The organism is Nitrosomonas marina (genome assembly GCF_900110145.1).
In the GTDB taxonomy this organism is placed as follows: domain Bacteria; phylum Pseudomonadota; class Gammaproteobacteria; order Burkholderiales; family Nitrosomonadaceae; genus Nitrosomonas; species Nitrosomonas marina.
Map to the genome: position 1 here is coordinate 131,293 of NZ_FOCP01000004.1, position 15,256 is coordinate 146,548.

At 45.5% G+C, this 15,256-nt stretch carries 10 protein-coding genes; 2 read left to right on the top strand and 8 right to left on the bottom strand.

Annotated features, from left to right (window positions below):
- Positions 1–38: 38 nt before the first annotated feature.
- Both BMX44_RS04240 and BMX44_RS04245 read right to left on the bottom strand, forming a co-directional pair.
- Entirely contained in the window at positions 39–959 is a 921-nt protein-coding gene (locus tag BMX44_RS04240) for an alpha-E domain-containing protein (RefSeq protein ID WP_090628658.1), read from the bottom strand.
- A gap of 2 nt (positions 960–961) precedes the next feature.
- A complete protein-coding gene (locus tag BMX44_RS04245; protein ID WP_090628447.1) occupies positions 962–2,413 on the bottom strand; it encodes a circularly permuted type 2 ATP-grasp protein in 1,452 nt (483 codons plus the stop codon).
- A 165-nt stretch (positions 2,414–2,578) separates the two neighbouring features.
- Between BMX44_RS04245 and BMX44_RS04250 the strand changes: the two genes are divergently transcribed.
- Positions 2,579–3,313, top strand: coding sequence for a proteasome-type protease (locus BMX44_RS04250; RefSeq protein WP_090628450.1), 735 nt, complete (start codon positions 2,579–2,581; stop codon positions 3,311–3,313).
- Here BMX44_RS04250 and BMX44_RS04255 read toward each other — a convergent pair.
- The 3 genes from BMX44_RS04255 to BMX44_RS04265 form a co-directional block, all read right to left on the bottom strand.
- A complete protein-coding gene (locus tag BMX44_RS04255; protein WP_090628453.1) occupies positions 3,282–4,412 on the bottom strand; it encodes a zinc-binding metallopeptidase family protein in 1,131 nt (376 codons plus the stop codon). The two genes, BMX44_RS04250 and BMX44_RS04255, sit on opposite strands and share 32 nt — an antisense overlap.
- 239 nt (positions 4,413–4,651) lie before the next feature.
- Complete coding sequence (locus BMX44_RS04260) at positions 4,652–6,061, bottom strand: PAS domain S-box protein (RefSeq protein WP_090628456.1); 1,410 nt, start codon at positions 6,059–6,061, stop codon at positions 4,652–4,654.
- A gap of 67 nt (positions 6,062–6,128) precedes the next feature.
- On the bottom strand, positions 6,129–8,552 hold the full coding sequence (locus tag BMX44_RS04265; RefSeq protein ID WP_090628459.1) for an EAL domain-containing protein: 2,424 nt from the start codon (positions 8,550–8,552) through the stop codon (positions 6,129–6,131).
- 657 nt (positions 8,553–9,209) lie between these two features.
- Here BMX44_RS04265 and BMX44_RS04270 point away from each other — a divergent pair.
- The gene (locus tag BMX44_RS04270) at positions 9,210–10,931 is read left to right on the top strand and encodes a flagellinolysin (RefSeq protein WP_090628462.1); all 1,722 of its coding nucleotides are present in this window, start codon (positions 9,210–9,212) and stop codon (positions 10,929–10,931) included.
- 176 nt (positions 10,932–11,107) lie between these two features.
- Here the strand turns inward: BMX44_RS04270 and thrC are convergent, their stop codons facing one another.
- The 3 genes from thrC to BMX44_RS04285 form a co-directional block, all read right to left on the bottom strand.
- Complete coding sequence (gene thrC, locus BMX44_RS04275) at positions 11,108–12,520, bottom strand: threonine synthase (RefSeq protein WP_090628465.1); 1,413 nt, start codon at positions 12,518–12,520, stop codon at positions 11,108–11,110.
- 73 nt (positions 12,521–12,593) lie between these two features.
- The gene (locus BMX44_RS04280; protein WP_090628661.1) at positions 12,594–13,907 is read right to left on the bottom strand and encodes a homoserine dehydrogenase; all 1,314 of its coding nucleotides are present in this window, start codon (positions 13,905–13,907) and stop codon (positions 12,594–12,596) included.
- A 79-nt stretch (positions 13,908–13,986) separates the two neighbouring features.
- Complete coding sequence (locus BMX44_RS04285) at positions 13,987–15,213, bottom strand: pyridoxal phosphate-dependent aminotransferase (protein ID WP_090628664.1); 1,227 nt, start codon at positions 15,211–15,213, stop codon at positions 13,987–13,989.
- Positions 15,214–15,256 lie beyond the last annotated feature (43 nt).

Genomic DNA, 15,256 nt, shown 5'->3' on the forward strand with positions numbered 1-15,256 from the left:
CTATCACACTATTTTTAACAGTATGCGGTTAGATTCTGCTAAAAATAATTTTTACTGATGCTATCGTTGATTTTGATGACGCCAAGCTGGAGCTCGTCGATAAATGCATGCAGTTTTTCCTGATCGAATTCCTGAATCCTGGCCTGCAACAGTTTTTTTTGTAACTGAACAAGGATCTTTAATACTTTTTCCTTGCGCGGCAGGTTACTCAAACAGTTTCCAACCTGGCATAACGCGTGGTTAAATGATCGCGGAAAATTTTCCTGCAGCAACAGGAACTTTAATACATCAGTTCTGCGAATACGTTGATGCACGTTGCGTCGATACATCTGGTATGCTGTCAACGACTTGAGCACACTCAACCATTGCAGATTTTCGAACGGTGTCAAATCTTCTGACATATCCGGCAGCAGCGTGGCGGAACGCACATCAATAATACGTGTTGTCATATCGGCGCGTTCAAGATTGCGCCCCATACGCAGAAAATCATACCCCTCGTCATGCGTCATGGTTCCGGCCAGCATACCGCTGACAGTCTGCACACCCAGAATAACCGAACGCAAATAATCGTATCGATGTCGTTGTGTGACAACGCTTCGAGCGTTAACCTTGGAATTCAAATGCAGGGTATTGACCTGTTCCCAGGCTTCACGCGGAATAATATCGCGGATTGTCCGTGTATTCTCGCGTGCCATGTTCAACGCGCTGAGAATCGAATCGGGATTACGGGTATCAGACACCATAAAACGGATCACACTGCGTTCATCCGCCTCATCATACAGATTGTAAAAGTAATCGCGACGACTTGAGATATCCACGATCGGTTCCCAGCCCAGCCGCACGCGTTTTGGCAGATCAAGCAGCAGGTGCGTATTGACGTTAATCAGTCTGGCCGTGTTCTCAGCCCGTTCCAGGTAGCGTGCCATCCAGTATATTCGGTTGGCAACGCTCGATAGCATCGTCATATCGCCTCCATGTCTACAACCCATGTATCTTTGCTGCCACCTCCCTGCGAAGAATTCACCACCGTCGATCCTTTACGTAAAGCGACGCGTGTCAGACCGCCGTTGGTCACGTTAATTCTTTCACCACTCAAAATAAATGGACGTAAATCCAGGTGGCGCGGCTCCACATGATGGTCGACAAGCGTGGGCGCAGTGGACAATGTCAACATCGGTTGTGCAACATAATTTCGGGGATCCCGACGGATCAGGCGGACGAATTTCTCGCGCTCGCTTTTACTGGCCTGTGGCCCGATCAGCATGCCGTAACCGCCGGATTCGTTCGCGGGTTTCACAACCATTGTATGAATATTCTCGATGACGTGTTGCCGCTCAAGTTTATTGATGCATTTATAGGTTGGCACATTGGGCAATATCGCATCCTGGTCAAGGTAATATTTAATAATCTCGGGTACAAACGCATAGACAACCTTATCATCGGCAACACCGGCGCCAGGCGCGTTGGCCAGCGCGACCTTACCGCATTTCCAGGCACGCATCAGCCCAGGCACGCCGAGCAAGGAGTCCGGATTGAACACTTCCGGATCGAGGAACAAATCATCAATACGACGATAAATGACATCTACGCGCGTCAGCCCTTCAATTGTGCGCATGTATACAATATCATTTTCCACTGTCAGATCACTACCTTCGACCAGTTCAGCTCCCATCTGTTGCGCCAGGTAAGCATGTTCGAAATAAGCTGAATTAAAGATACCCGGCGTCAATACAACAATCTCCGGCTGATCGCCCGGTCGTGGTGATAAGGCGGCCAGCGTGTCATAGAGCTGCGATGGATAATCATCAACCGGCAGAATATTATTCTGTTCGAACATTTCCGGAAACAACCGCTTCATCACCAGTCGGTTCTCGAGCATATAGGAAACGCCCGAAGGCACGCGCAAATTATCCTCGAGCACATAAAAAGTGCCATCCTTGTCCCGCACCAGATCAGACCCGCAAATATGTGCCCAGATACCAAGCGGTGCCTGAACACCGACACACTCGGGTCTGAAATTTTTAGAGTCCTGAAGTAACTCAGCGGGGAACACGCCATCCTTAATGATACGCTGCTGGTGATACAAATCGTCGATGAACAGATTGAGCGCCTGGACACGTTGCTCAAGACCGGCTTCAACCTGCAACCACTCACGCTTATCTATAATGCGCGGAATCATGTCAAATGGCCAGGCGCGATCAATAGACCCTTCCTCTTCATTATAAACAGTAAATGTGATGCCCATTACATGAATGGCAGACTCAGCCGCGACTTTATACTCTTCAATTTCGCTATCTTTGAGCGTACGCAGATAACTACACAACGCCTGAGCAGCTGAGCGCGGACGACCGGTTGCACGAAGCAGTTCGTCATACAGATTTCTTACTTTATAACTTCCCCAACGAATTGCCATAAGAATTATTTATTTCGTGGATATCGAAAAAAACCAGCACTTCTTTCACATGCGCGATTTTAAAAATCACCATAAATCACTATAATATTTTCAATTTTAACATGCGGTATTGATACTTTGACAACCGAGCCTTTGATCCGCATTTAGCTTACGACTCATTATCTTATGACTTATTGTCTGGCGATCAGCGTTAATAAAGGTCTTATTTTTGCTTCCGACTCAAGAACCAATGCCGGTGTTGATTATGTAACGACATACAGCAAAATGCATTCCTTTGTTTGGCCCGGCGAACGCATCTGTGTATTACTGACCGCCGGGAATCTTGCCACATCCCAGGCAGTTGTTAACAACATCAAAACCGGACTCGCTGCACAGGGTTCCGGCATGAATCTGCGCAAAGGAAAATACCTGTATGAAGTCGCACACTATGTGGGACAGCTCAGCCAGGCGGAACAACGGGAGCATGCCGAAGCGCTGGAAAAAAGCGGTAACAGCAGCGCAGAGGCCAGTTTCATTCTCGGCGGACAAATTGCCGGACTGGCACCGGAAATTTATTTGATCTACCCACAAGGGAATTACATCAGTGCCTCACCGGAAACACCCTTTTTACAGATCGGTGAAAACAAATATGGAAAACCCATTCTGGACCGGATTATCACACCGACCACGTCCCTTGAAGATGCTGCGAGGTGTGCACTGGTTTCACTGGAATCAACGATACGCAGCAATATTTCCGTTGGGCCGCCTCTGGAACTGGCGATCCATACAATCAACGAACTTCACGAGCCAGTCCGTATGAAACTGACGCTGAATTCTCCGATGTACAAATCTCTCCAGAAACAATGGAATAACGGTTTACGCGATGCTTTCAGCCGGTTACCACGCTTTGACTGGGAGTAGTCGCCGGTAATGAGCGCAGACTGGCATTCATTACAATGTTATGTATAAACCGCAGCTTGGCCAGCGTCACATCAGTGATTACAAAAGGATAAGCATCATCCAATCCCATGCTGCGATTTAGCGCGTTCAAAGCAACGGACAACCGGCACCAGTCATCTAACAACGTATCAAAGACAGCGGCTTCAAAATGATCATCGTTCATATGAGCACCTGCACCGGGTTGCGAAATATTGCTGCCTTGAATTCTGAAGCCGTAATCATGTGCAGTTTCAACAGTATCCATCATATGCAGGTAGTGCGCCCAGGTCTCGGCCCAGTCTTCCCAGGGATGTGCACTGGCATAAGCGCTGATCCAGCTCTGCTGCCATGACGGCGGCGCCCCATGCTGATAATAATCGACCAACGCCTGTTGATAATTTTTTCGTTCGTCACCAAACAAGTTGCGAAAATCAGTGATTTTATCCGTGCCCTCAATCAGATATCCCCAGTAATAATGACCCGATTCATGCCGAAAATGACCGAGCAGCGTACGGTAACGCTCGTTCATCTTATCACGCATTTCGATACGCGCACTGTGATCCGCCTCGCGCAGATTGATGGTTATTTTTCCCGAATGATGACCGGTGACAATGCTTTGGCTGGTGGTTACTACATTATTAAATTCCCCATGCCCGTTCATATCCTGCAAAAATTCAAAGCAGAGCCCACCATCCGGATCCTGTTGACGGTCGATTACAGGGAGATTCAAATTGTATAAAGTGTAAAGCAACCTGCGCTTTGCCTGCTCTACACGGTACCACATCATCACATTCTTCGCCTCGGTGAGATTCGGGATGAGTTGATTCAGGCGGCAGGAGTCACACAGCATATGTGAATCTCGTTCCGGGACCATCCAGTTGCAAACATTGTAATCAATGCTGTTTTCACACTGGCGATAAGGCTGATGATTTGATATGGCCAGCCAGGTATCTTTATCTAAAGGTTCCAAGGTGCTTAATGTCCGTTGATCAGGCAAATACCCAACCATCCGGCCACATGCCAGACATTGGCTGTTCTCAAAATACAGAATATTCCCGCAAGCACACCTAAAAGTTTTCAAGGTATCACCCTCAGATATCGATACAAACTGAATCAGTATAATGTAAAAAGAAGACCACAGTACCCAGTCAGTCGATAAAATTCAACTCAAACCGATATATACAGATCGTATTCTGACTCATCGGATAAAATTGTAATGAAGCACGAGGAGCAGCATATTGAGCGACATTGTTGATTAGCTTCGTTTTCAACGTCATGCGTCATAACGCTGGTCCATCTCGTTCGCTGCGAAAATTCCGATCAACTTGTTTCAGTCGAATAAGGAAGAATCAGAGAAAAACTCGTCGGATTTTTTCGCTGAATGCTTAATTCCGCTGAAATTTGCTCACTTAATAACTGTACCAATTGCAAACCGAGTGTCGAAGCTTGATCAATATCGAATTCTTCCGGTATGCCAACGCCATCATCCGCAACTCGTAACTGCAATCTGCATGAATCCAGATACTTCAGGCTTACATCAATGTGTCCGGATTCACGTCCTGGAAAAGCATATTTCATGGCATTAGAACAAAGCTCGTTGACGATCAGTCCGAGTGGTATGCTGACGTCAATCGATAGATATACATGATCGGTATTAACATTCACCTGAAATTTAGTGGTATCCAAAGCATACGAATATGACAGCGTATTCATGAGTGAAACGATGACACCGGCAAAATCCACTCGAGAAAAATCCGAAGACTCATACAGTATCTGATGAATGAGGGCCATGGATTTTACCCTGTTCTGACTTTCTCGCAACACGGATATCACCGAATTATCAAAAATCATATCTGACTGCATGCCGAGCAAACTGTCGATTATCTGCAGGTTGTTTTTCACTCTATGGTGAATTTCTGCCAGCAACAAGTCCTTTTCTTTCAATGCGGCTTTTAATTGCTGTTCCTGATTCTTTCTCTCTGTAATATCAATTACCGACGCCAGCACCATAGCTCCCTGCAGCGCCTTGATTGGATTCAACCCTACTTCGACCGGAAACTCCCTGCCATTTTTATGCAAGCCAAAGAGATCTCTTCCATGGCCCATCGCACGCGTAGTCGGCTGCTCCATGAATTTTGTTCTTAATTCCGGATGAATCGAACGGTGTGGTTCCGGTATCAGGATTTCTATCGGTTGGCCGATCAGTTCATCACGGCTATAGCCAAATAACGATTCAGTTGCGGAATTCACCATAACGATAGTGCCGGTCTGATTGGTCATGATCATGCCATTGGGAGAAGCTTCCACAGCCAGATGTATCATTTCTTCAGCCTGTTTTCGATCGGTCAGATCGACAATTGCGGCCAGCACCAGAATACCCTGTTCAGTTTTAACCGGATTTAACCCCACTTCAACAGGAAATTCCTTTCCATCTTTACGCAAACCAAAAAGATCAGATCCATGACCCATTGGGCGCGATTTCAATTCTTCAATATAGACTTCGCGATATTCGGGATGGTGTTGGCGAAAGCGCTGGGGTATCAACTTTTCGATCGGATGTCCGATCAATTCCTCTCTCGAATAACCAAACAGCTTTTCTGTTGCCGAATTTACCATGATGATATGACCCTCTTGATTCGTCATTACCATACCGTTTGGAGAAGCCTCCACTGCCAGACGCATCATTTCTGAAGTATTATTGACTTCGCTGAATCGAGTCACCGCTGACATATTCTCTCCTTTCATTCGCTCACTCTCAAAAATAAAACTGCACGCCTGAAACTTATTGCAGTCGCCTTTAATGATAATTCGCTTGATTTTTGATCAATTCGGTAATTCTGCCCGGGAGAACCGGCTTGCTGAACAGGAATCCCTGGAATTCGTCGCATCCGTGCGTATCCAGATAATCTACTTGTTCCGGGAACTCGATACCTTCTGCAACGACTTTTAGATTCAGTTCCTTGCCGAGTGCCAGGATCGCCGCAGCTATGGCGCAGTCATTCTTGTCATGCGGGATATCCTTTATAAAGCTGCGATCAATTTTCAGTTTATGAATTGGCAAATTTTTCAGTGAACTCATGCAAGAATAGCCGGTACCAAAATCGTCAATCGAAATTGATACACCCGAATTTTCGAGTTCCTTCAAATGCGCATTATCAACCAAATCATCTTGCAGGCAGGATTCTGTTATCTCTAACTCCAGTAAGTGCGCCGGAAGCTCATATTGATGCAGCAAATGATCGATTAATTTTGTTAACCTTGTGTCTGAGAACTGGCGTATCGACATATTGACAGCAATACCCAGATCAGAAAGTCCTTCCGACCGCCATACATTGAGCTGGCGGCATGCTTCGGCCAATACCCAGTTTCCAATTTCTACCATCAACTTGCTTGATTCCGCTACGGGAATAATCTCTGCCGGAAACAGCAATCCCTTATCAGGATGCTGCCAGCGAATTAATGCCTCAACACTTGTAACTTTTCGGCCAGATGAAGAAAATTGTGGCTGATAATGAAGAATAAATTCATTTCTCTCAAGAGCCTGATACAACTCACGCTCTCGCATCAAAAAATGACTTGCCCTTTGGGTAAGACAAGGGTGGTAGTATGCATACATATTCCGGCCACTGCTTTTGGCCTGGTACATTGCAGTATCGGCCATTTGCACAAGTGCGTCGTGGTGATCGGAATGTTCCGGATACACGCTGATACCGATGCTGCAAGACGGTATGATTTCCATACCTTCGACAATCACCGGCGCAGATAGACAATTCAGAATTTTTTCCGCGATCCTGGTCAGTGCGTCTTTAGAATCAACATCTGATACAATCACAATGAATTCATCGCCGCCCAACCGACCAAGCGTGTCGCTTTTTCGCAACTCTGACTGTATTTTTTGAGAGATAAGACGCAACATACTATCGCCGGCCTTGTGTCCGAGTGTATCGTTGATACGCTTGAAATTATCGAGATCAATAAACAGGACTCCAAGTATCAACGATTCCCGCTTTGCTTTTTCAAGTGCGAATTTCAACCGGTCCATCACCAGCAAGCGATTAGGCAAACTGGTCAGGCAGTCATAGAAAGCAATTCGGGTTAACTGCTCCTGTGTTTTCCGCACGGTCGTAATATCCGATATCATTACAACCGACTGGTCAACATCACCATTTTTAACAGGTATCCGGCCGATATTTATCCAGACATACATTACTTCTTTATTTTTTTTATATGTCTTTATTTCACCCTGCCAGTGGCCGCTTTCTTCAACTGATCGCCATAAACGATTGTAAGCGCTTTGACCCAGAAAGCTTTCTGTAAGGAAAATCAACTCTTTATCGAGAATATCGTTTTCCTCGAACTCGGTTATTGCATAAAAAGCCTTATTGGCGCAATGGAACTTTCTGTTTTTCAATAAGATAATTCCTTCCGTTGCGCACTCGAAAACAGTCGCAGCCTGTGCCAGGCGGTTTTGTACATGTCGGATTTCGGTCGTCTCCTGAAGAACTCCGATAACCTGATTTTTATACGGATTGGTATTGATAAAAGATTTTCCGTATAATTTATACCAATAATCCTTGCCTGAATCTGAATTTACTCGGAACTCTATTTCTTCAGCAGCACCTTTATTAAGACGCAGTTTCTGAATAAAGTCAGACACTTTATGCTTGTCACGTTTATCGATTGACAGATCGAAATTTTTCCAGTCAGATATTGGTTCAAGATTGCCATTCTGGCTTTTACTCATAAAAATTTCATTTTTTTCTTCTGTTGCTTCCCACGTTCCCAAGCGGGCTGCTTCAAGCGCTAGTCGAAAATGTTCTTCGCTCTTGGCAATTTTTGTATCATTCTCAAAGCGCTCCATGCTGACTTGAATCATGACATGCAATTCACGGTCGGAAAACGGTTTTAACAAATATCCATAAGGCATGGTGGCTCTCGCTCTGCTCAGCGTTTTTTCTTCGGAATAAGCTGTCAGATAAATAACCGGAATACTGTGTTTTTCCTGCAGTTTAGCAGCTACTTCAACGCCATCCATTTCTCCCTGAATATGTATGTCCATGAGAACCACACTCGGTAATTCCTGACTGATCAAGGCAAAAGCCTTGTCCCCACTTGCCGCAGTACCTATTACATCGTATCCCAGTTTAGTCAAACGTCTTTTCAAGTCGAGTGCAACAATTTGCTCATCTTCCACGATTAAAATCTTAATGTGTCTGTCCATACAATTTCCTGACAAATTAGGGCTGGCCGTTATGATATCGATAAAGAGTCGTTCAAAAGGATGGTTAGCAGGGAGCCATCAGTAAAGCTAACCAATAATTACATAAACAAAACGGGTCCAGGCAAATCAAAATGTGCGCTCAATTCACATACAATAATGAAGATCTCACCGAACCCAATTGATGGATTTTACTTTGAGTAAAACTGTATATCAATTTTTTAACGATAACCACCCTGATATAAACAATATTTAACTGACTGATTTTTCATTTTTTCCAGAAAGTGATTCAAGCTGAGAAGGTTCGATATTCAACTGCAATTTTTTGCTGTCGGTAATCCAATAGCGTTCTTACCAATCGCTATTACAGATCCGATTCTGCAATTTATACTTCTGTGGTAAAAGAAGAATGTATCTAAATAGCAGTCAACAGCCGCTGGATATTGAATAAACTCTGCATTTGCGTAATGAAAACATTCAATTTTTGAAGCCCTCAGGCTCATGATTTATATCTTTTAAATCATCTCATTCACAACTATAGATTCTCGAAACCCGATCAATCCTCAAGTACACACTGCGGATATCATTTGTGGCTAAATAAATCTTCCAGTTTTCCGTTGATACAACCACAATCACTATTAAGTTAATTTCTCTCAATTAATGAGCCTATCAATCCACACAAATATTGGTGCATTAAATAGTACGCGCCATTTATCTGCGACAGAAACGCACCTGAATCGTGCGCTGGAACGGCTGTCATCGGGATTGCGTATTAATAGTGCTCGCGACGATGCTGCCGGTCTGGCGATATCTGAGCGAATGACTTCTCAGATACGCGGCTTAAATCAGGCGACACGAAACGCCAACGATGGCGTTTCCATGTTGCAGACTGCAGATGGCGCACTGGCTTCAATATCAGACTCAATACAACGTGTTCGTGAACTTTCTATTCAGGCAGCAAACGCTACCAACAGCCTCAGCGACAAAAAAGCACTGCAGGAAGAAGCCAACCAGTTGATTCAGGAAATAGAAAGAGTTTCATCAACAACTGCATTTAACAGCGAAAAAGTATTTGATCACACGGGAGGCAGCGTTCTGGGTGATTCCAGCCAGCTCGCCGTTATGTACGGTTTGCAAAACGGCTGGCTGGAGCAGGCTGAAAGTTTAATTCAGCAATACTACGGAATCACAGCCGATGGCGCTGACATTGATATCGAATTGACTACGTTCACGGACGGAGCCGGTGGTGTAGCTGCTCAGGTTGTGGGCATGATACCCGGCAGTTTTACCGGAAAAGCAACCGACGTCAAACTGCAAATTGATATGAGCGACTTTACGCCGCCCAATTTACCGAATGGAGGCACCGCACCAATCTACAATGACAGGATCATAGCGCATGAAATGGTCCATGCGGTTATGTACCGCAGTATGAACATCGCCTCAATGTTCGACCCGGCGGTAGATCAAGAATGGTTTCTTGAGGGTACCGCCGAATTTATTCATGGGGCTGACGAAAGACTGCAATCCTCAATAAATAGCATCGGGATTGGTGGTGTCATGGCCCTGGCGGGTAATTTTGGTTCTGCTGGCGGCGCATGGGGTGGCAGTTCAGATGAGTATTCAGCTGCCTATGCAGCTGTCGGTTATATGCATCAGCAGATCAAAGCAAATGGGGGTTCAGGCATAAAAGATGTCATGATCCATCTCAATCAAAATCAAAACGCAACGCTTAACGACGCCATCAATGCCGCTTCTGGCGGATTATGGGCCAGTGCTGATGCATTTAATGCGGATTTCGTAGCCAATGGAGCCGCTTATATTGCCGGTTTAAATCTGAGTGATGAAGATACCGGCGCAATTGGTGGTGCTAATGTGGATGGCGGCGCCGTCAGGACAGCGGAGAGCGTCATACAAAACAGCAGTTCCAGAGGTGGAACGAATCCATTAAGCGGATTCAATGAAGTATGGGAAAATATTGCACTCAATGTACCAGGTAATGAAAAAACCTTACAGGTAGGTGCCAATAAAAATGAAACACTTGATGTATCATTTGGTGCAGTCAATACTGCGGCAATGAGTATCAGCGATATTGATCTTATCAATAATGCCGGCTTTGCAACCTTTAAAATGGATCTTGCATTGGACCATATCAATAAAGAAAGAGCCAGAATAGGAGCACAGCTCAATCGCCTGGAATCAACTATTACCAATAACCAGACCAGTTCGGAATCTATGACAGCAAGTCGGTCCCGCATTCAGGACGCTGATTTTGCGATAGAAACTGCTACGATGACAAAAACACGAATCATGCAGCAGGCAGCCACAGCTATCCTCGCACAGGCAAACTCGAGCCCCGAGATGATGCTTGCTCTACTCAGGTAGCATCAATCAAGAAAAATCAAACAAAATTGAAACCATCCGTCAAAGTGACGTTGTTACGTTATATCGCTTGACCCTGCAGCATTCCGCCGGGGCCACTCAATCAATTACTTTATTGCAATTTCAACAGGTCTAGCGCATATTCAAATCCTGATCGCACATATGCTTACATTCGATATTTAATCTTTTGAATGTTCAGCGATATAAGCTTTTATAACTTCCACGTCTACGTCTTTGATTGCATATCGCTGCGGCAAGTTTTCCAGGTTTTCATAACCCGCAGGCCGCGGTGGTTCCTGTTCGATGGCTTCTTGTATACTTTCAGAAAATTTGGCTGGCTGCGCAGTTTCCATACAAATAAGCGGCACTTCCTGCTCGCGCAATGCCTGACCGACCCTTAATCCATCCGCGGTATGCGTATCTACAAGCACTTGATATTTATCGTAGATCTCTCGTATCGTAGCGATACGGGCCGCATGGTTACTGTTTCCGGAAACAAAACCGAAATCTTTGATTTTTTTAAACATTGACGAATTAGACAAATCAAAAGCCTGCCCCTTGTCAACAGCAGACCATAGCTCGGTAACCTTTTCTGCGTCCCTGTCGGTCAGATCATAAACAAAACGTTCGAAATTGGAGGCCTTGGAAATGTCCATTGACGGACTGCTGGTATGTTTTGTCTCACGTGTTGTACGTGGTCGGTAAATACCTGTTTTAAAAAATTCATCCAGCACATCATTCTCATTTGTCGCCAGAATCAGCTGACGGATTGGCAACCCCATCATGCGCGCGACATGGCCCGCACAAATATTACCGAAGTTTCCAGAGGGAACTGCAAACGACACTTCTTCCTCATTAGATTGCGTCGCTGCAAAATAACCCTTGAAATAATACACAATCTGCGCCACGACACGCGCCCAGTTAATCGAATTCACCGTACCAATGCGTTGGGCCTGTTTAAATGCATGATCGTTGCTCACCGCCTTGACTATATCCTGGCAGTCATCAAAAACACCACGAATGGCGATGTTGAAAATATTTTTTTCCTGCAAAGAAAACATCTGGGCAGTCTGAAAACGGCTCATTTTTCCATGCGGCGATAACATAAAAACACGAATTCCCTGTTTTCCACGCATTGCGTATTCTGCACTTGAACCGGTATCGCCCGATGTCGCACCCAGAATATTAAGCGTTTCGCCGCTTTTACCAAGCGTATATTCAAACAAATTACCAAGCAATTGCATGGCGATATCCTTGAATGCCAAAGTGGGTCCATTTGACAGCGCAAGGATATGAAAACCGGGTTCCAGCGTCTTGAGTGGTGTAATATCGTCATTACCAAAGATCTCCGCCGTATAGGTACGAGCGATTATCGCCTGCAGATCATCTGCAGGAATATCATCGGCAAAGCGTGACAGAATCTCAAAGGCCAGCGATTGATAGGTCATGCCACGCCAGCTTTCCAACTCATCAGCGCCTATTTTTGGGTAGGCTTCCGGAATCGCAAGTCCGCCATCTGGTGACAGACCGCTGAGTAAAATTTCTGAAAAAGATTTGGGCGGCATACCACCACGTGTTGAAATATAGCGCATCTTGAATTAATTCAAAAAGTTAAAACACTGCAATTATGATACGTCAGCAATCGCAGATTGGTTATATATTTAATCAGTTGTTTAATTCTTCAATACGAATACGCGTCACTTTTCCCGTCACCACCGGCAAGGCTTCTATTGACTGAATCGCTGAATTGGTATTCTTTTCTGTGGTTTTGTGGGTCAGCATAATAACGTTTACCAGTTTTCCTTCATCAACACTTTCCTTCTGAATAAAAGCGCTGATGGATATATCGCATTCCGCCAGTAAACGGGTGATTTCGGCCAGAACACCGGGTTTATCGATGACCTGTAATCTCAGATAGCAAGCTGATTCAACTGCATCCATTGGCAACACAGGCGTGTCTGACAGCAAATCCGGTTGAAACGAAAGTGTCGGCACACGGTGCATCGGATCGGCTGTCTGCATACGTGTGACATCAATCAGGTCCGCAATCACTGAACTGGCTGTCGGTTCAGCACCAGCGCCCGCACCGTAATACAATGTTGTCCCAACGGCATCCCCCTTGACGACAACGGCATTCATGACGCCTTCCACATTGGCGATCAAACGGCTTGCGGGCACCAGCGCCGGATGAACGCGTAACTCAATACCCTGCTCAACGCGCCGTGTGATGCCCAGTAATTTAATGCGGTAACCCAGTTCCTCGGCATAGCTGATGTCTTCCTGTGTCAGTTTGGTTATCCCTTCTATATAAACTTTATCAAACTGTACTGGAATACCAAAGGCAATTGCAGACATAATGGTAATTTTATGCGCAGCATCAATACCTTCAATATCATAGGTCGGATCAGCCTCAGCATAACCCAGCTTTTGCGCCTGCTCCAGCACCGGCGTGAACGGCAGTGAATTTGCGCGCATCTCGGACAAAATGAAATTTGCAGTTCCATTGATAATTCCTGCTATCCATTCAATCCGGTTGGCTGTCAGGCTTTCACGTAACGCCTTGATAATTGGAATGCCACCAGCTACAGCAGCCTCAAACGCAACCATGACGCTTTTTTCACGTGCTGCAGCAAAAATTTCAGTACCATGATTGGCCAGTAGCGCTTTATTAGCGGTCACCACATGTTTACCTTGCGCAATAGCCGCCAGTATCAGGTCTTTGGCTATGGTTGTTCCCCCGATCAATTCGACGATGATATCAATTTCTGGATTGTTTACAACATCCTGCGCATTATCAGTGACCGTTACACCTCCTTCGGCAATGCCACGGGCGCGGTCCAGGTCCTTGTCTGCAATCATGGTCACGACGATACCCCGACCTGCACGACGCGCAATTTCTTCCTGATTACGTTTTAACACGGTGTACGTGCCACCTCCCACGGTACCAACACCAAGTATGCCAACTCTTATCGGTTTCATCATTTCAGTTCTAGAACAATCCTATTGAATTAAAAATTAAGTCCCATGCATGACATTCAGTAAAAATGCATGATTTGCATCAGGTTGCATGCCGCTTACGATAGCGGTGCAGAAAATGGGCAATACGACTGACGGCTTCTTTCAAATCATCTATATTTGGCAGGAAAACCACGCGAAAATGATCAGGATTCATCCAGTTGAATCCACTGCCCTGCACAACCAATACTTTTTCCTCTAATAATAAGTCGAGTATCAATTGCTGATCATCCATAACCGGATAAATTTTGGGGTCCAGTTTTGGAAACAGGTACATTGCTGCTTGAGGTTTATAGCAACTGACTCCCGGAATATCGGCAAGCAATTCCCAGGCGACGTCGCGCTGACGTTTAAGGCGACCGGTTGGCAGTGTCAGATCATAAATACTTTGATAACCGCCAAGTGCTGTTTGTATGCCGAACTGTGACGGCACATTCGCACACAACCGCATGGACGCCAACATATTCAGGCCGGCAATATAATCCTCGGCGTGATTTTTTTCTCCCGAGACAATCGCCCAGCCGGAACGAAATCCGGCTGCACGGTAATTCTTGGACAGACCATTAAAAGTAATAAACAGAATGTCATCAGCCAGAGATGCTATAGAAGTATGCGTTGCGTCATCATAAAGGATCTTGTCGTATATCTCGTCTGAGTAAATGATCAGTTGATGCTGACGCGCAATTTCTATCAGTTCGAGCAAGAGCGCCTTGGGATAAAGCGCACCCGTCGGATTATTGGGGTTTATGAGGACAAGGGCGCGTGTACGATCATTGATTTTAGATCGAATATCATCCAGATCCGGCAGCCAGCCGGCTTCTTCATCGCAGACGTAATGTCTTGCGACACCTCCGGACAGCACGACTGCTGCCGTCCACAATGGATAGTCCGGCATTGGAATCAGAACTTCGTCGCCATTATTCAACAGCGCCTGCATTGCCAGCACCACCAACTCTGAAACGCCGTTGCCAATAAAAATGTCGTCCATCTGGACGTTGGGTATTTTTTTCTCCTGAGAATAATGCATGATCGCTTTGCGCGCCGCAAATAAACCCTTGGAATCGCAATACCCGGAAGCTGCCGATAGATTATGAATTACATCCTGTAGAATTTCTTCGGGCACTTCAAAGCCAAACGTGGCCGGATTGCCAATGTTAAGCTTGATAATATGATGGCCGTCCTCTTCCATCCGTCGGGCACGTTCTAGTACAGGACCACGAATGTCATAGCAGACATTGGCTAATTTGCTGGATTTTGTTATTGATCGCATGTTCACAAAATTTATCATCGGTTGACCAGATGCTTGCTAGCAA